Origin of the sequence: Sphingomonas carotinifaciens (assembly GCF_009789535.1) — a bacterium.
Taxonomy (GTDB): Bacteria; Pseudomonadota; Alphaproteobacteria; order Sphingomonadales; family Sphingomonadaceae; genus Sphingomonas; species Sphingomonas carotinifaciens.
In genome coordinates, this window is sequence record NZ_WSUT01000005.1 from 3,263,662 (window position 1) to 3,280,074 (window position 16,413).

The 16,413-nt window shown below is 65.0% G+C and carries 20 protein-coding genes and 1 tRNA gene; 11 read left to right on the forward strand and 10 right to left on the reverse strand.

Going from position 1 to position 16,413, the window contains the following annotated elements:
• Position 1 precedes the first annotated feature (1 nt).
• From rplB to rpsL, 9 genes are all read right to left on the reverse strand, one after another.
• Positions 2 to 853, reverse strand: a complete 852-nt coding sequence (rplB, locus tag GQR91_RS17295) for a 50S ribosomal protein L2 (RefSeq protein ID WP_112381151.1) — start codon at positions 851 to 853, stop codon at positions 2 to 4.
• Positions 853 to 1,170 (reverse strand): 50S ribosomal protein L23, encoded by a 318-nt coding sequence (locus GQR91_RS17300; RefSeq protein ID WP_149680925.1) that lies wholly within the window; start codon positions 1,168 to 1,170, stop codon positions 853 to 855. Before GQR91_RS17300 ends, rplB begins: the two co-directional genes overlap by 1 nt.
• A complete protein-coding gene (rplD, locus tag GQR91_RS17305) occupies positions 1,163 to 1,789 on the reverse strand; it encodes a 50S ribosomal protein L4 (RefSeq protein WP_149680926.1) in 627 nt (208 codons plus the stop codon). The genes GQR91_RS17300 and rplD overlap by 8 nt, the downstream gene beginning before the upstream one ends.
• Before the next feature lie 3 nt (positions 1,790 to 1,792).
• Positions 1,793 to 2,530: a 50S ribosomal protein L3 gene (gene rplC, locus GQR91_RS17310; protein ID WP_112381154.1), complete on the reverse strand. Its 738-nt coding sequence runs from the start codon at positions 2,528 to 2,530 to the stop codon at positions 1,793 to 1,795.
• A 258-nt stretch (positions 2,531 to 2,788) separates the two neighbouring features.
• The gene (rpsJ, locus tag GQR91_RS17315; protein ID WP_066776796.1) at positions 2,789 to 3,097 is read right to left on the reverse strand and encodes a 30S ribosomal protein S10; all 309 of its coding nucleotides are present in this window, start codon (positions 3,095 to 3,097) and stop codon (positions 2,789 to 2,791) included.
• A gap of 385 nt (positions 3,098 to 3,482) precedes the next feature.
• Positions 3,483 to 4,679 (reverse strand): elongation factor Tu, encoded by a 1,197-nt coding sequence (tuf, locus tag GQR91_RS17320; RefSeq protein WP_112381155.1) that lies wholly within the window; start codon positions 4,677 to 4,679, stop codon positions 3,483 to 3,485.
• A gap of 137 nt (positions 4,680 to 4,816) precedes the next feature.
• Positions 4,817 to 6,913: an elongation factor G gene (gene fusA, locus GQR91_RS17325; RefSeq protein WP_112381156.1), complete on the reverse strand. Its 2,097-nt coding sequence runs from the start codon at positions 6,911 to 6,913 to the stop codon at positions 4,817 to 4,819.
• Between the two features lie 98 nt (positions 6,914 to 7,011).
• Positions 7,012 to 7,482 (reverse strand): 30S ribosomal protein S7, encoded by a 471-nt coding sequence (gene rpsG, locus GQR91_RS17330; protein WP_112381157.1) that lies wholly within the window; start codon positions 7,480 to 7,482, stop codon positions 7,012 to 7,014.
• A gap of 68 nt (positions 7,483 to 7,550) precedes the next feature.
• Positions 7,551 to 7,922, reverse strand: a complete 372-nt coding sequence (rpsL, locus tag GQR91_RS17335) for a 30S ribosomal protein S12 (RefSeq protein ID WP_112381158.1) — start codon at positions 7,920 to 7,922, stop codon at positions 7,551 to 7,553.
• Positions 7,923 to 8,229: 307 nt separating this feature from the next.
• Between rpsL and GQR91_RS17340 the strand changes: the two genes are divergently transcribed.
• The 4 genes from GQR91_RS17340 to nusG all read left to right on the forward strand — a co-directional run bounded on the left by GQR91_RS17340 (position 8,230) and on the right by nusG (position 9,508).
• Positions 8,230 to 8,305: transfer RNA gene (locus GQR91_RS17340), tRNA-Trp, on the forward strand.
• Positions 8,306 to 8,435: 130 nt separating this feature from the next.
• Complete coding sequence (locus GQR91_RS19180; RefSeq protein ID WP_162843967.1) at positions 8,436 to 8,579, forward strand: hypothetical protein; 144 nt, start codon at positions 8,436 to 8,438, stop codon at positions 8,577 to 8,579.
• 183 nt (positions 8,580 to 8,762) lie between these two features.
• Positions 8,763 to 8,960, forward strand: coding sequence for a preprotein translocase subunit SecE (secE, locus tag GQR91_RS17345; RefSeq protein ID WP_112381159.1), 198 nt, complete (start codon positions 8,763 to 8,765; stop codon positions 8,958 to 8,960).
• Between the two features lie 11 nt (positions 8,961 to 8,971).
• A complete protein-coding gene (gene nusG / locus GQR91_RS17350) occupies positions 8,972 to 9,508 on the forward strand; it encodes a transcription termination/antitermination protein NusG (RefSeq protein WP_112381160.1) in 537 nt (178 codons plus the stop codon).
• Positions 9,509 to 9,595: 87 nt separating this feature from the next.
• On the opposite strand, the gene GQR91_RS19830 is transcribed toward nusG, so the two are convergent.
• A complete protein-coding gene (locus GQR91_RS19830; RefSeq protein ID WP_260173173.1) occupies positions 9,596 to 9,730 on the reverse strand; it encodes a hypothetical protein in 135 nt (44 codons plus the stop codon).
• 304 nt (positions 9,731 to 10,034) lie between these two features.
• Here GQR91_RS19830 and GQR91_RS17355 point away from each other — a divergent pair, with 304 nt between their 5' ends.
• The 7 genes from GQR91_RS17355 to GQR91_RS17385 all read left to right on the forward strand — a co-directional run bounded on the left by GQR91_RS17355 (position 10,035) and on the right by GQR91_RS17385 (position 16,395).
• Complete coding sequence (locus GQR91_RS17355; RefSeq protein WP_174236574.1) at positions 10,035 to 10,616, forward strand: sigma-70 family RNA polymerase sigma factor; 582 nt, start codon at positions 10,035 to 10,037, stop codon at positions 10,614 to 10,616.
• Positions 10,603 to 11,334, forward strand: a complete 732-nt coding sequence (locus tag GQR91_RS17360; protein WP_149680927.1) for an anti-sigma factor domain-containing protein — start codon at positions 10,603 to 10,605, stop codon at positions 11,332 to 11,334. Before GQR91_RS17355 ends, GQR91_RS17360 begins: the two co-directional genes overlap by 14 nt.
• Positions 11,335 to 11,733: 399 nt before the next feature.
• On the forward strand, positions 11,734 to 12,165 hold the full coding sequence (gene rplK, locus GQR91_RS17365) for a 50S ribosomal protein L11 (protein WP_112381162.1): 432 nt from the start codon (positions 11,734 to 11,736) through the stop codon (positions 12,163 to 12,165).
• Positions 12,166 to 12,169: 4 nt separating this feature from the next.
• On the forward strand, positions 12,170 to 12,862 hold the full coding sequence (gene rplA, locus GQR91_RS17370) for a 50S ribosomal protein L1 (protein WP_112381163.1): 693 nt from the start codon (positions 12,170 to 12,172) through the stop codon (positions 12,860 to 12,862).
• Between the two features lie 109 nt (positions 12,863 to 12,971).
• Positions 12,972 to 13,205 carry a hypothetical protein gene (locus tag GQR91_RS17375; protein ID WP_149680928.1) on the forward strand — a complete coding sequence of 78 codons (234 nt, stop codon included), beginning with the start codon at positions 12,972 to 12,974 and terminating at the stop codon, positions 13,203 to 13,205.
• Positions 13,206 to 13,318: 113 nt separating this feature from the next.
• Positions 13,319 to 13,867 (forward strand): septal ring lytic transglycosylase RlpA family protein, encoded by a 549-nt coding sequence (locus tag GQR91_RS17380; RefSeq protein ID WP_235903880.1) that lies wholly within the window; start codon positions 13,319 to 13,321, stop codon positions 13,865 to 13,867.
• A gap of 173 nt (positions 13,868 to 14,040) precedes the next feature.
• Positions 14,041 to 16,395, forward strand: coding sequence for a TonB-dependent receptor (locus tag GQR91_RS17385; RefSeq protein ID WP_149680929.1), 2,355 nt, complete (start codon positions 14,041 to 14,043; stop codon positions 16,393 to 16,395).
• Positions 16,396 to 16,413 lie beyond the last annotated feature (18 nt).

Consider the following 16,413-nt stretch of genomic DNA (forward strand, 5'->3'; position numbering starts at 1 on the left):
CTTAGCCCTTCTTCTTCGCGTGACGGCTACGGATGATCATCTTGTCCGTCGCCTTGTTGTGCCGGGTGCGCGCACCCTTGGTCGGCTTGCCCCACGGGGTGACCGGGTGACGGCCGCCCGAGGTCCGGCCTTCACCACCGCCGTGCGGATGGTCAACCGGGTTCTTCGCAACACCGCGCGTCAGCGGGCGGCGGCCGAGCCAGCGGTTGCGACCCGCCTTCGCCAGGTTCTGGTTGGCGTTGTCCGGGTTCGACACCGCGCCCACCGTCGCCATGCACTCGCCACGGATGTAGCGCTGCTCGCCCGAGTTCAGGCGGACGATCACCATGCCGCGGTCACGGCCGACGACCTGCACGTAGGTGCCGGCCGAACGGGCGATCTGGCCACCCTTGCCCGGCTTCATCTCCACGTTGTGGACGATGGTGCCGACGGGCATCTGGCCCAGCTCCATCGCGTTGCCCGGCTTCACGTCGGTCTTCTTGCCGGCGATCACCTTGTCGCCCACGCCCAGGCGCTGCGGCGCGATGATGTACGCGACATCGGCCTTGCCGGCGTCGTCGGTGCCATAGTTCACCAGCGCGATGAAGGCGGTGCGGTTGGGATCATATTCGATCCGCTCCACGGTGCCCTCGACGTCCCAGCGGCGACGCTTGAAGTCGACATAGCGGTAGCGCTGCTTGTGACCGCCCGCGATACCGCGCGACGTCACATGGCCCTTGTTGTTGCGGCCACCGGTCTTGCGCTTGCCTTCGGTCAGCGACTTGACCGGGGCGCCCTTCCAGAGCGCCGAACGGTCGACGAGGATCAGGCCGCGGCGGGCCGGGCTCGTCGGATTATATTGCTTGAGTGCCATTAGCCCTGGACCCCCGTCGTCACGTCGATGGACTGGCCGTCCTTCAGCGTCACGATCGCCTTCTTCATGTCGGAGCGCTGGTACGGAGCGCCCTTCCACTTCTTGGTCTTGCCCTTCTGGACGATCGTGTTCACGCCCGTCACGGTGACGTCGAAGAGAGCCTCGACGGCAGCCTTGATCTGCAGCTTGGTCGCGTCACCGGCGACCTTGAACACGACGGCGTTGTGCTCGGAGAGCAGCGTCGCCTTCTCGGTGATGTGCGGCGCGACGATCACGTCGTAATGACGGTTGTCGATCGCCTTCTGCTGCTTAGCCATGGAAACGGGCCTCCAGCTTCTCGACAGCAGCGCGCGTCAGCACCAGCGTGTCATGCTTCAGGATGTCGTAGACATTGGCGCCGGCGGCCGGGAGGACGTTGATGTCCTTCAGGTTGCCTGCGGCCAGAGCGAACGACGTCTCGACGGCATCGCCATCGATGACCAGCGCGGACTTGCCGAAGCCGAGCTTGGCGATGTCGCCGATCAGCGTCTTCGTCTTGTTGCCCTCGACCGACAGCGAGTCCATCACGACCAGCGAGCCGGCCTTTGCGTGGCTCGACAGCGCCATCTTCAGGCCCAGCGCGCGGATCTTCTTGTTCAGCGACGGATCGAAGTCGCGAACACGGGCACCGTGAGCCTTACCACCGCCGATGAAGACGGGTGCGCGGCGATCGCCGTGACGTGCCACACCGCCGCCCTTCTGGCGACCGAGCTTCTTGCCCGAACGGGCGACGTCCGCACGCTCGCGGGTGCCGCGCGCGGTGGCGCGACGCTTCTCAAGCTGCCAGGTCACGACGCGGTGCAGGATGTCGGCACGCGGATCGAGGCCGAAGACCTCGTCGTTGAGCTCGATGTCCGCGGCGTCGGCGCCGGCAAAGGATGAAACCTTGACCTTCACGACTTAGCCCTCCTGGCCATCGGTGGCTTCCGGAGCGGGCTCGGCAGAAGCGGTATTGTTGGCGGCAACGCTCTTCAGCGCGGCCGGGAACGGGGCGTCCGCATGGCGCGCGACCTTCACCGCGTCCTTGACGATCAGCCAGCCACCCTTCGATCCGGGCACCGAGCCCTTGACGAAGATCAGGCCGCGCTCGACGTCGGTCGACACGATTTCCAGGTTCTGCTGCGTGCGGTTCTTGTCGCCCATGTGGCCGGCCATCTTCTTGTTCTTGAAGACGCGACCCGGATCCTGGCGGTTACCGGTCGAACCATGCGAACGGTGCGAGACGGACACGCCGTGCGTGGCGCGCAGACCGCCGAAGTTCCAGCGCTTCATCGCACCGGCAAAGCCCTTGCCCTGCGTACGACCCTGGATGTCGACCATCTGGCCGGCAACGAAGTGGTCGGCACCGATCTCGGCGCCTACGTCGAGCAGGCCGTCCTCGTTCACGCGGAACTCGGCAACGATAGCCTTGGGCTCCACTTCGGCCTTGCCGAAATGGCCGCGCTGCGGCTTGGCGACATTCTTAGCCTTGGCGACACCTGCACCAAGCTGGACGGCAGTGTAGCCGTCACGATCCATCTCGCGGCGGGCGACGACCTGTACGCCTTCGAGCGCCAGAACGGTAACCGGCACGTGCCGACCATCGTCCTGGAACAGGCGGGTCATCCCCATCTTCTTCGCGATCACGCCGGTACGCATGATCCTGTTCCTTCCTCGACAGAGGCCCCCAAGAACCATTCAAGGGGGGCATATCCAGCCCGGATAAATCGAAACGAGCCCCCGTCCCGGGCTGGCGATCGGCGCATGGCCGATCAGACGGGGGACGCTGTCCCCGGCACCCTTTCGGCCGAAGCCGAACCGCTGGGCGGTATCCCTTGTACCGCGCAGATCAGGGCGAACCCCGGAATGCGCGAAAGGCCCGCGGGACGATGACGTCAACCGCGGGAAGCGGGCGCTTTACGCCAGCTTGATCTCAACATCAACACCCGCAGCGAGATCGAGCTTCATCAGCGCGTCGACGGTCTGCGGGGTCGGCTGCACGATATCGAGCATCCGCTTGTAGGTACGCACCTCGAACTGCTCGCGCGACTTCTTGTCGACGTGCGGGCCACGGTTGACCGTGAACTTTTCGATGCGCGTGGGAAGCGGGATCGGACCGCGGATGAGCGCGCCGGTACGGCGTGCGGTGTCGGCGATGTCGCCGGTCGCCTGATCGAGCACGCGATGGTCGAACGCCTTCAGACGAATGCGGATATTGCTGTCCATGATCCCTACCGATGCGAAAGAGCGGGAACGCAGCTTCGACCCTATCCCTTGCGTCGGTTTATCCGACCACCCGACAAGCGGACCCCGATCGGTGACCGGGACAAGCGATGAAGCCGATGAAACGCTCCGAAACGAACTCTGGTTGTTGCGGCATCGCCGGCGATACCGACGATGCTCTCACTAAAAGCGAACGGCCACTCCGGTTTCCCAGAGCGGCCGATTCACTCAAGAAAGGCGCCTATATCCCGACCACCCGAAGGTGGCAACCCTCTTCGCATCGCAACCGCGTGGAAAAGGTTCCCGGTCCTGCACCCCTTGCAAAAGGAAAAGGCCGGCCCCGTTTCCGGAGCCGGCCGATCCTTCTCACGACCTTTCGGTCAGGAGATTACTTGCTGATGCCGCTGACGACACCGGCGCCGACGGTCCGGCCACCCTCGCGGATGGTGAAGCGCTGGCCGACGTCCATGGCGATCGGCGCGATGAGCTTGATGCCCAGCGCGACGTTGTCGCCCGGCATCACCATCTCGGTGCCCTCGGGCAGCTCGACGGTGCCGGTCACGTCCGTGGTACGGAAGTAGAACTGCGGACGGTAGTTGCCGAAGAACGGCGTGTGACGGCCACCTTCGTCCTTCGACAGCACGTACACTTCCGACTGGAAGTCGGTGTGCGGCTTGATCGAGCCCGGCTTGCAGAGCACCTGGCCACGCTCGACTTCGTCGCGAGCCACGCCGCGGATCAGCGCGCCGACATTGTCGCCAGCCTGGCCCTGGTCGAGCAGCTTGCGGAACATTTCCACGCCCGTGACGGTGGTCTTGCGGACGTTCGGGTGGATGCCGACGATCTCGACTTCCTCACCGACCTTGACAACACCGGTCTCGACGCGGCCGGTCACCACCGTACCACGACCCGAGATCGAGAACACGTCCTCGATCGGCATCATGAACGGCTTGTCCAGCGGACGCTCCGGCTGCGGGATGTAGTCGTCAACCGCCTGCATCAGCTCCAGCACGGCTTCCTTGCCGAACTTGTCGTTCGAACCCGAAAGCGCGCAGGTCGCCGAACCCTTGATGACGGGGATGTCGTCGCCAGGGAACTCGTACGAGGACAGCAGCTCGCGAACTTCCAGTTCGACCAGCTCCAGGATTTCCTCGTCGTCGACCAGATCGACCTTGTTCATGAATACGACCATCGCCGGCACGCCGACCTGACGGGCGAGCAGGATGTGCTCGCGGGTCTGCGGCATCGGGCCATCAGTAGCCGACACGACCAGGATCGCGCCGTCCATCTGCGCCGCGCCGGTGATCATGTTCTTCACATAGTCGGCGTGGCCCGGGCAGTCGACGTGCGCATAGTGGCGCGAGTTCGTCTCATACTCGACGTGCGCGGTCGAGATGGTGATGCCGCGCTCGCGCTCTTCCGGAGCCTTGTCGATGTTGGCGAAATCAACCGCCGCGTTGCCCGCGACGTTGTCGGCCAGCACCTTGGTGATCGCAGCCGTCAGCGAGGTCTTGCCGTGGTCGACGTGGCCGATGGTGCCGATGTTGAGGTGCGGCTTGGTCCGCTCGAATTTTGCCTTTGCCATTTTCCTACCTTCTGATTCGAATTCGGTGCCGCCGACGGGGCCACGCGAACGCGGCCACATAGCGGGTGTTTGCAACGAATGCCAGCCCTGCGCGGGGGACGCTCCGGTTGCCCGTCCGCCCCCCGCACCAGGAGCCGTTACGCCAGCTTCGCCTTGACCTCGTCCGCAACGTTCTGCGGAACTTCGTCATAGTGCGAGAACTGCATGCTGTACTGTGCACGACCCTGGGTGAACGAGCGGAGCGCGTTCACATAGCCGAACATGTTCGCCAGCGGGACCATCGCCTCGACCGTCTGCGCGTTGCCGCGCGTGTCGGTGCCCTGGATCTGGCCACGACGGCTGTTCATGTCGCCGATGACGTCGCCCAGATAGTCTTCCGGGGTGACGACCTCGACCTTCATGACCGGCTCGAGCAGCGTGATGCCCGACTTCTGGGCCGCTTCGCGCATGGCGCCGCGGGCACAGATTTCGAACGCCAGCGCCGAGGAGTCGACGTCGTGGTAGGCGCCGTCATACAGCAGCACCTCGAAGTCGATGATCGGGAAGCCGACCAGCGATCCGGTCTCCGCAGTCTCACGGAAGCCCTTCTCGATCGCGGGGATATATTCCTTGGGAATATTGCCGCCCTTGATCTCGTCCTTGAAGACGAAGCCGCTGCCGCGCTCGCCCGGCGACAGCTTCACCTTCACGCGGCCGAACTGGCCGGTACCACCCGACTGCTTCTTGTGCGTGTAGTCGATGTCGACCGGCTTCTTGAGGTACTCGCGATACGCCACCTGCGGCGCGCCGACATTGGCCTCGACCTTGAACTCGCGCTTCATGCGGTCCACCAGGATCTCGAGGTGGAGCTCGCCCATCCCCTTGATGATGGTCTGGCCGGACTCGGCGTCCGACGACACGCGGAACGACGGGTCCTCGCGTGCGAGACGATTGAGCGCGACGCCCATCTTCTCCTGGTCGGCCTTGGTCTTCGGCTCCACCGACAGCTCGATCACGGGCTCGGGGAACTCCATCCGCTCCAGGATGATCGGCGCGGACTGCGCACACAGCGTGTCACCCGTGGTGGTGTCCTTCAGGCCCGCCAGCGCGACGATGTCGCCGGCGAACGCTTCCTGGATGTCCTCACGGCTGTTCGCATGCATCAGCAGCATGCGGCCGACCTTTTCCTTCTTGTCCTTGACCGAGTTCTGCACGGTCGAGGCGGATTCGAGCTTGCCCGAATAGATGCGCGCGAAGGTCAGCGTACCGACGAACGGATCGTTCATGATCTTGAACGCCAGCGCCGAGAACGGCTCGCTGTCCGACGAAGGACGCTCGTCCGGCGTTTCGCCGTCGAGCTTCACGCCCTTGATCGCCGGGACGTCGAGCGGCGACGGCAGATAGTCGACCACGGCGTCGAGCAGCGGCTGAACACCCTTGTTCTTGAACGCCGAACCGCAAACGACCGGCACGAACGCCATCTCCAGCGTACCCTTGCGGATCAGCTTCTTGAGATCGGCGACCGACGGCTCGTTGCCTTCCAGATACGCCTCCATGAGGGCGTCATCCTGCTCAACGGCCATCTCGATCAGGTCGCTGCGGTACTTGGCGGCCTTTTCGGCCATGTCCTCGGGGATGTCCTGATAGACGAACTTCGCGCCCAGGCTCTCTTCGAGCCAGATGATCGCGCGGTTCTCGACCAGGTCGACCAGGCCCTTGAAGCCGCCCTCGATGCCGATCGGCAGATACAGCACCGCCGGACGCGCGCCGAGGCGCTCGATGATCGAGTTGACGCAGAAATAGAAATCGGCACCGGTGCGGTCGAGCTTGTTGACGAAGCACATGCGCGGCACGCCGTACTTGTCGGCCTGACGCCACACGGTTTCGGACTGCGGCTCCACGCCGGCGACGCCGTCGAAGCACGCGACCGCACCGTCGAGGACGCGCAGCGAACGCTCGACTTCGATCGTGAAGTCGACGTGGCCGGGCGTGTCGATGATGTTGATGCGATGCTCGAGGCCCTTGCCCTCGTCAGCGCTCCAGAAACAGGTCGTCGCGGCCGACGTGATGGTGATGCCGCGCTCCTGCTCCTGCTCCATCCAGTCCATCGTCGCCGTGCCTTCATGCACTTCGCCGATCTTGTAGGACTTGCCGGTGTAATAAAGAATGCGCTCGGTCGTGGTCGTCTTGCCGGCATCGATGTGGGCCATGATGCCGATGTTGCGATATCTGTCGAGCGGATGGCTGCGGGCCATGATCGATCTTCCTCAAGCGTGCGGGGGAGCCGGTCGGCCCGGCTCCCCTCATATAGGTAGCATGCGTTACCAGCGGAAGACCGCCGGCACCGACCGTTTTACCAGCGGTAGTGGCTGAATGCGCGGTTCGCTTCCGCCATGCGGTGCGTGTCCTCGCGCTTCTTGACCGCATTGCCGCGATTGTTCGCAGCGTCCATCAGCTCGCCCGACAGGCGGGCCGACATGGTGTTCTCCGAACGCGCACGTGCGGCCGAGATCAGCCAGCGGATCGCCAGCGCCTGGGCGCGCTCGGGGCGCACCTCGACCGGCACCTGGTAGGTCGCACCGCCGACGCGGCGCGACCGGACCTCGATGCCCGGCTTGATGTTGTTCAGCGCATCGTGGAACACGCCCAGCGGCTCGCGCTTGGCGCGGGTTTCGACGGTTTCCAGTGCGCTGTAGACGATCAGCTCCGCGACGGACTTCTTGCCGTCCAGCATGACCGAATTCATGAACTTCGACAGGACCTGATCCCCGTATACGGGATCGGGCAGGATTTCCCGCTTTTCGGGACGACGACGACGAGCCATTCTCGTATTTCCTTACAAATCTTCAGCCTTGGATGGTCCAGATGCCCGTTTGCACGGGCCCGACCGGCTTACTTCGGACGCTTCGCGCCGTACTTGGAGCGGGACTGACGACGATCCTTGACGCCCTGCGTATCGAGCACGCCGCGCAGCACGTGGTAGCGAACGCCGGGAAGATCGCGCACACGGCCGCCGCGGATGAGCACCACCGAGTGCTCCTGCAGGTTGTGGCCTTCGCCCGGAATGTAGCTGATGACTTCGCGGCTGTTGGTCAGGCGGACCTTGGCCACCTTGCGCAAAGCCGAGTTCGGCTTCTTCGGGGTCGTCGTGTATACGCGGGTGCAGACGCCGCGCTTCTGCGGGTTCTGCTCCATTGCAGGGACCTTGGACTTGGCCTTCTGCGGTTCGCGGCCCTTGCGGACCAGCTGGTTGATCGTGGGCATTGAAGCCTTCACCTCATCTAGGGTTACTTTGCTGGAGCCTTCACAGCACATAGGAATACAAAAAGGGGCGATGGCCGGCTTTTCACCACCGTCCAGGCCCATAAATGCATCCAGCAATGTTCAAGCTTGCCCTCCGGAGAATCCTCCTTCGAGCAGCGGCGCCTATACGCAGTTGCCCGATTAGCGTCAACGGCACCACCACCCAGGGCCGGGACCACACCCACGGCTCGGCACCGAATATTTGATCCTCCAGCGAAAAGCACCGCTTGCCCTGCCCCCAAACGCCGGCTAAGGGCCGCCGCAGGCTAGGAGTGTAGCTCAGTTGGTAGAGCATCGGTCTCCAAAACCGAGGGCCGTGGGTTCGAGTCCCTCCACTCCTGCCATTTTCTCCGACATCGACGGGCAATCCGCCGGACGTGCATCGCGCATGCATGGTGTCGTTGAGGGAATACAACAGCTTTGCATGCCTTTTTGAGATGACAAGATGATTGTCGCCTGCAAAAGACGCTAACCATGTTCGAGATTACGCGCGAAATCGTCGCCTACGGCATCATCGGTGGCATCGTCGTGCTGGGCGCGCCCTTTGTCGTCGCCACCCTTCGCAAGCGGCATCGGGACAAGCTGCGCCGCCGCGGCATCAAGCGCTACGGGCACTGACCGCAAGCGCCTGAGGGCGGGTCCGGCACGCACGCTCCCCAGCCCCCTTGCGCCTGATCCAAGGCGCGGCTACATCCGTGCTTCATCCGACAGCGGTGGTGGTATCCGCCCGCTTGCTCCGACGGGGCGGCGGTCGGGGCTTCACGCCTCCGTCGTCATCTCCATCCAAGGGTGCGAGCAACCGTGGCAAAGACGACTCCGATCGAGTTCATCAACCAGGTCAAGGCCGAGACCAAGAAGGTCGTTTGGCCGTCCCGGCGCGAGACCGTGATGACCGGCGTCATGGTCGTCATCATGACGACGATCCTCGCGATCTTCTTCCTGGGCGTCGATTCGTTCTTCGAAGCGCTCGTCCGCGCCCTGCTCAGCCTCGCTCAGTAAAGGTCACGCCGATGGCGCGCTGGTACATCATTCACGCCTATTCCGGGTTCGAGGGCAAGGTCCGCGACTCGATCATGGCCGAAGCGGCCCGCATGGGGCTGGAGCAACTGGTCGAGCAGATCGAGGTACCGACCGAAACGGTGACCGAGGCCCGTCGCGGCAAGAAGATCGCGGTCGAGCGCAAGTTCATGCCCGGCTACGTCCTTGCCAAGCTCGACATGACCGATCAGGTCTATCACTTGGTCAAGAACACGCCCAAGGTCACCGGCTTTCTCGGCTCCAGCGGCAAGCCGCAGGCGATCAGCGAGAGCGAAGCCACGCGCATGCTGAACTCCAAGGAGGAGGCAGCGGCCGCGCCGAAGCACAAGATCAAGGTCGATTACGAGATCGGCGACGCGGTCAAGGTGCTGGAGGGTCCCTTCGCCAGCTTCAACGGTGTGGTCGAGGAACTGGATTTCGACAAGTCGAAGGTCAAGGTGTCCGTATCGATCTTCGGCCGTGCGACGCCGGTCGAACTCGATTTCGAGCAGGTCGAACGCTCCAAATAAGCAGACGGCCGCTCATTCGGGCTGGCATGACGGGCCGGGGCGCGGGCAACCGCACCTCGGCCTTTTCGTATCCGCGGCGATGCGGCCTTATCGCATCAGCATTTCGGATGCGTAGATTACCGCATCTGCCGCAAAGCGCGCAAAGAACATCACACTGACCAGCACGGCTGCGCCTGCCGCGGCGACGGCGGTATGATGTCCGACGGATTTGATCGTGGTCATGGCCTATCCTCTCCAAAAGGAGCCGGGGGCCACCTGTATCCGGGGTCTCCCGGCCGCTGCCATCATGCCATAAAGCGGATGCGCGGGCAATATCGGGGAGAAGAGGTTGCCCGGCTGTTCCGGGGCAAACGACCGGCACAGACGACGTCACAATCCCCATTGCCCAAGAAGCGGTCGATCATCTGCTCACGGGGTGATCCTGCATCGATCGGCTTCGACCTCCCCCATCGGCCTGAACGAAAATACCTTTTGCGTACGCTGACGTATCTTGCCGGTGAAGTGTATCGCGCCTAGCCTGCCCCGCGTGGCAGCAGATCGGCAGGATCACGCGGCGTCGGCACGCGCGCGTCTGGTGGAGGCACTGGTCGCAACCGGTCACGAGGATCGCGAAGCCTTTCGCACCGTCTATCGTCTTACTTCCGCGAAGCTGTTCGGCATTTGCCTTCGTATCTGTGGTGATCGTCAGGATGCGGAGGATGTGTTGCACGATGTCTATGTCATCGTCTGGAGACGGGCCGGCGCATTCGAGCCCGGCCGGGCCAGCCCGATCACCTGGCTTGCCACGATCGCCCGCAACCGCGCTATCGACTGGCAGCGCGGGCGCACGCGCCATCCCGCCGACCCGATCGACGATGCGGCGCTGGCCCTGCCCGATCCCACGCAGGTGCCTGTTGACCGGCTTGTGGACGAGGAAACGGTCGCCCGCCTCCAGGCATGTCTGGGCACGCTGGAGACGCGCCAGCGCGAGGCGATCCGCATCGCCTTTTTCGATGGGGTCCGCTATCCTGAAATCGCTCGCCGGCTGACGCTGCCGCTGGGCACGGTGAAAAGCTGGGTACATCGCGGGCTCGCGCGCTTGAGGACCTGTCTCGATGGCGACCACTGACCCCGTCGATCCCGACATGACGGCCGCCGATCTGGCCCTGGATCTGCTGGATGGCGACGAACGCGCGGCGGCCACGCGCCGCGCGCTCACTGATCGCGATTTCGCGGCACAGGTGGCGTGGTGGCGCCAGACGCTGGCAGGCCTCGTCGCCTGGTGGCCCGCTGTCGAGCCACCACCGGGGCTGGAAGCGCGGGTCATGGCATCGACCACGCCCCATGGGCCATCGGCCAGCCGCGCCCCTGATTCGATACGCGGCGTCGCCCCCTGGTGGCGCGTCGCGACCCTCGCCCTTGCCGGTGTCGCAGCGGTTCTCGCCCTGATGCTCGTGCTGCCCCGACATGCGCCTCCCCCACCTCCGGCGCGCACGGCCACGGCGCCGCTGATCGCCGCCATCGTGCCGGCCGCCGACCCCGCGGCTCCCGCCGCCCCTCTGCCGGCGCTTTACGAGCCCGATACCGGCATGCTCCGCCTGTCCGGCGCCGACATAGCGCCAGCGAACCGCAGTGCGCAGCTATGGGCGATCGGAGCGGACGGCATCCCTCACGCTCTCGCCGTTCTAGCCCGCACCCCCGAAGCCAGGATCACGATCGCCAGCGCCGACCGCGCCCGGCTGGTGCCCGGCGCCGTTCTGGCCATCTCGCTCGAACCGCCGGGCGGCGCGCCGGGGCCCGTCCCCACCGGCCCGGTCGTCGCAACGGGTCCGCTGACACGCCTTTGAAATACAGGAAGCCGGTAAACGCAGCCTCTGACGCGCCGCCCGGTGACATCCCCGGGCAGGGTTGTTCACGCGAAGACGCGAAGGCGCAAAGATGGGCCGGTCGGCTGACCCTTTCCTGGCCATTCGACCGGGAGACAAGCCTCGCCCGATATCGAAGGAGCCTTCGGCTCGCACACCATCTCCGCGCGAGAACCTCACTTTTGATCTTCGCGTCTTCGCGTCTTCGCGTGAAATACGCCTCTACCGCCCAAGCCCAGGCAAGCAGCCACCAGCATTGCGTTCCGCCCCCCGTTCGGCTATGCGCGCGCCTTCCCAAGCGACAGCGACGGAAATCCGCGGGAGGGTGCGGGGCGAAAGCCCTTCGCCCGCCAGTACCGCTAGACTCGAAACGAGAGTGACATGGCAAAAAAGATTACCGGCTATATCAAGCTGCAGGTGCCTGCGGGCTCCGCAAACCCCTCGCCGCCGATCGGCCCGGCGCTGGGTCAGCGCGGCGTGAACATCATGGAATTCTGCAAGGCGTTCAACGCGCAGACCGGCGACGTCGAGAAGGGCACCCCGCTGCCCACCGTCATCACCGTCTATGCGGACCGTTCGTTCTCGTTCGAGACGAAGACGGCGCCGGCCACTTACCTCATCAAGAAGGCCGCCAACCTGAAGTCGGGCTCGAAGGAGCCGGGCAAGGTGTCGGCGGGCAAGATCGCGCGCTCCAAGCTCGCCGAGATCGCCCAGACCAAGATGAAGGACCTGAACGCCAACGACATCGAGGCTGCGACCAAGATCATCGAAGGCTCCGCCCGCGCGATGGGCCTCGAAGTGGTGGAGGGCTGATAACATGGCCAAGCTGACCAAGAAGCAGAAGGCGATCACGGTCGACCGCGAGAAGCTGCACGCCATCGACGAGGCGATCAACCTGGCCAAGTCGGGTGCGACCTCGAAGTTCGACGAAACCATCGAGATCGCGCTGAACCTGGGCGTCGATCCGCGTCACGCCGACCAGATGGTCCGCGGCGTGGTGAACCTGCCCAAGGGCACCGGCAAGACGGTGCGCGTCGGCGTGTTCGCCCGCGGTGCCAAGGCCGAGGAAGCCAAGGCGGCCGGTGCGGACGTCGTCGGTGCCGAGGACCTGATGGAAACCATCCAGGGCGGCACCATCGATTTCGATCGCTGCATCGCCACCCCGGACATGATGGGCATCGTCGGTCGCCTGGGTAAGGTGCTGGGTCCCAAAGGCCTGATGCCGAACCCGAAGCTGGGCACGGTGACGATGAACGTCGCGGACGCCGTGAAGGCCGCCAAGAGCGGTCAGGTCGAGTACCGCGTCGAGAAGGCCGGCATCATCCACTCGGGCATCGGCAAGGCGAGCTTCCCGGCCGAGGACCTGCGCGCGAACTTCGACGCGCTGGTCGATGCGGTCATCAAGGCCAAGCCGTCGGGCGCCAAGGGCAAGTATGTCCGCAAGGTCGCCGTGTCGTCCACGATGGGCGCCGGCATCAAGGTTGACGTGGCCGAGATCGCGGGCGCCTAAGCCCTCGTTCGGTTCACCGATCCGACACGAAAGCGCCTGTGCGGGGATCCCTCCGCACAGGCGTTTTTCGTTGTTGACCGCTCCTGTCGAAAGGCGGACGCTGGCACCCATGATCCTGCTGACCCTCGCGCTGCTCGGCACCACGCCCATCTGCACCGACACCCGCCAGATCTGCCGCGCCTGCTGGACGGTGAACGGTAAACAGGCCTGCTCCACCCCCGGCATCGCCTGCCAGCCCCTGAGGCGCGTCTGCCGGCCGAATACCCCCTCCCCCCGCCGGGAAGAAGAAGCCCGGCGCACACGCGATGGCAAGGTGAAGGGCATCCAGGCAGCGCAACGCTGATACGAAAACGTCCACCCCAAAAAGCTGGCACGCTCGTTCATCAACGCTAAACCCGGCCCGCCCCCTCAGGAGCCGACCGCTTGCCCTTCCCCAGAACGCTCTTTGCCCTCCCCCTGCTCACGGCCGCGGCCGCGTGCAGCACCACCCACTATCGCCCTGCCGTCGACACTCCGGTCAAGATCGGCCGCCCCTACACGGTTCGCGGCGTCACCTACACGCCTGCCGCCGAACCGGATTACGACATGCTGGGCTTGGCCGGCTGGTACGGCAACGAATCCGGTCATCAGACCGCCAATGGCGAACGCTTCCGGGTAAAGGCGATCGCCGGCGCGCACACCACCCTGCCGCTGCCCAGCTATGTCGAGGTGACCGCGCTGGATACCGGTCGCACCATCCTCGTCCGGATCAACGATCGCGGCCCCTTCGTGCGCGGGCGGATCATCGATCTCAGCCGCGGGGCGGCACGCCAACTGGGCATAGAGGGACGCGGTATCGCCTCCGTCCGCGTTCGCCGCGTCGATCCACCCGAACGCGACCGCGCCAAACTCCGCAAGGGTCGCGCAGCGCCGCCGCGTCCCGATGCGCCTGCCGCCTCGCTCGCGGCGTGGCGCGCCCAACTGGCCGGTGCACCGGCAACACTGCCCGCGGCTGGCGCGCCATAGGCCGCCTGCTTGCGTCCGGCCTCTGTGAACGGCAATTTGAGCGAAGTGTTGCTCGCCCGCATCACATCTGTCACGCAAACGCCATAATGCAGCCCTAGCGGCCCGGATTACCGGGACATATCAAAGGGGCTCCGCCGGGAAGGCGGGCCCGAGCGTGGGAATTGCAGACCATCATGACATCGTGGATCAAGCGCGCCGCCCTGCTGGGTTCGGCGCTGGGCGTGCTGGCGATCGTGCCGGCCGCGGCCCAGACCGCAGATACCGCCACCAGCGCAGCTGATACCCAGCCTGCCGCCGAGGGCCTTGAGGACATCACCGTCACCGCCGAGCGGCGCTCCGAAAGCCTGAACCGCGTGCCGGTGTCGGTCGCGGTCGTCGGCGGCGCCGATCTGCGCAGCTTCCAGACCGGCGGCGAGGACATTCTGGCGCTGTCCGGTCGCGTACCCGGCCTCTATGCCGAGACGACGACGGGTCGCATCTTCCCGCGCTTCTACATTCGCGGCCTCGGCAATATCGACTTCTACCTGGGCGCGTCGCAGCCCGTCTCGGTGATCCAGGACGATGTCGTGCTGGAACATGTCGTGCTGAAGTCGAACCCGGCGTTCGACGTGGCGCAGGTCGAGGTGCTGCGCGGTCCGCAAGGGTCGCTGTTCGGTCGCAACACGACCGCCGGCATCATCAAGATCGACACGATCAAGCCGACCCAGACCTTTCAGAGCCGCGCCACCGCCTCGATCGGCTCGTACAACACCATGCACCTCGACGCGGGCGTCGGCGGCCCGATCATCAAGGACGTGCTCGCCTTCCGCGTCTCCGCGCTGATACAGCACCGCGACGACTGGATCGACAACACCTACGCCGGCCCCAGCCTCGACGGCACCCTCACCCCGCGCGAAAACGCCATGGGCGGCTTCACCGAACGCGACGTGCGCCTGCAACTCGCCTTCACCCCGACCGACCGGCTCTCCTTCGACCTGTCCGGCCATGCACGCTGGTATGACGGCACGTCGACGGTGTTTCACCGGGCCGCGCTGAAGCGTGGGTCGAACGACGTGTCGGGGGAACCGCGAGACCGCATCGCGCTGGACGAGGGGCGCGACAATCCGCAGTCCTATGAGACGCAAGGCGCCTCGCTGCGTGCGAACTGGGATATGGGTGCGGCGTCGCTGACCTCGATCACCGCCTATGAGCGGACCAGCGGCTTCAGCGCCGGCGATACGGATGGCGGTGCGGCGGCGAATTTCCCGGTCAACGGCGTCGCCAACGGTTATGGCCTGAGCCTCGGCCGGGTCCGTGATCTCGACCAGTGGACGCAGGAGGTGCGCCTTGCCTCCAACGGCACCGGTCCCTTCCGCTGGCAGGTCGGCGGCATCTATTTCGACAGCCGCGACACGACGGACTTCTACCAGCGCCGCTTCCTGCTGCTGCCAGCCTATAACCCGCTCCAGCCCGGCAATCCCAACACCAACAATCCCGACAACTGGGTGCGCCTGCGCAACACCAACACGTCGTGGGGCGTGTTCGGTCAGGTCAGCTACGAAGTGGTGCCCGACCTGACGATCACCGCCGGTGGCCGGATCAGCGAGGACAGCAAGCGGACCCGCCTGGTCAAGGCGCCGGGCCGCCCGGATGGCGGCGTCGTCTATCGCGGCCGTACCGATGTCAGCCTGTCGGACACGCAGCCGAGCTGGGACCTGTCCGCCCTTTATCAGGTGAACCCGGACCTGTCGGTCTACGTCCGCGCCGCACGCGGCTTCCGCGGCCCGACGATCCAGGGGCGCTCTGCCGTGTTCAACTCCGACTTCACCACGGCGGACTCGGAAAAGAACCTGTCGTTCGAGACGGGCTTCAAGAGCAACCTGTTCGGCAACACCCTGCGCCTGAACGCGTCGGCCTTCGCCTACCGGGTCAGCGACATCCAGTTGAACGGCAACGATGCCGACGGCAACGGCGTGTTGTTCAACGCGGACAAGGCGGTGGCCTACGGGCTGGAGGCCGATGCGCAGTGGCTGCCGGTGCGTAACCTGGCGCTGTCGGCGGGCGTCAGCCTGCTGCATTCGGAAATCCGCGACAGCCGCGTCTATGCCCAGGTGTGCGCGCTGAACGGACAGGTCGTGTGCACCGTGCAGGACCCGACGATCACCCGCACCATTTTCGGCGCCCCCGCCGTGTTGGCGCAGATCGACGGCAACCCGCTGCCCAACGCGCCGGAATACAACGTCAACCTTGCGGCGCGCTACGATGTGCCGCTGGCCGACGACAGCAAGGTCTTCATCTCGACCGACTGGAATATCCAGGGCTTCACCAACTTCGTCTTGTACAAGACGAAGGAGTTCAATGCGAACGGCAACTTCGAAGGTGGCCTGCAGGTTGGCTATGCCGCACCGAACGACGACTGGCAGATCGCGGTGTTCGCACGCAACATCACCAACGAGAAGAACCTGAAGGGCGTGATCGAGAACTACATGGCCGCCGTGTTCAACGAACCGCGGATTATCGGCGTCACGCTCAGTGGCAAGTTCCGCTGAGCGCCTGACCCGCCGGAC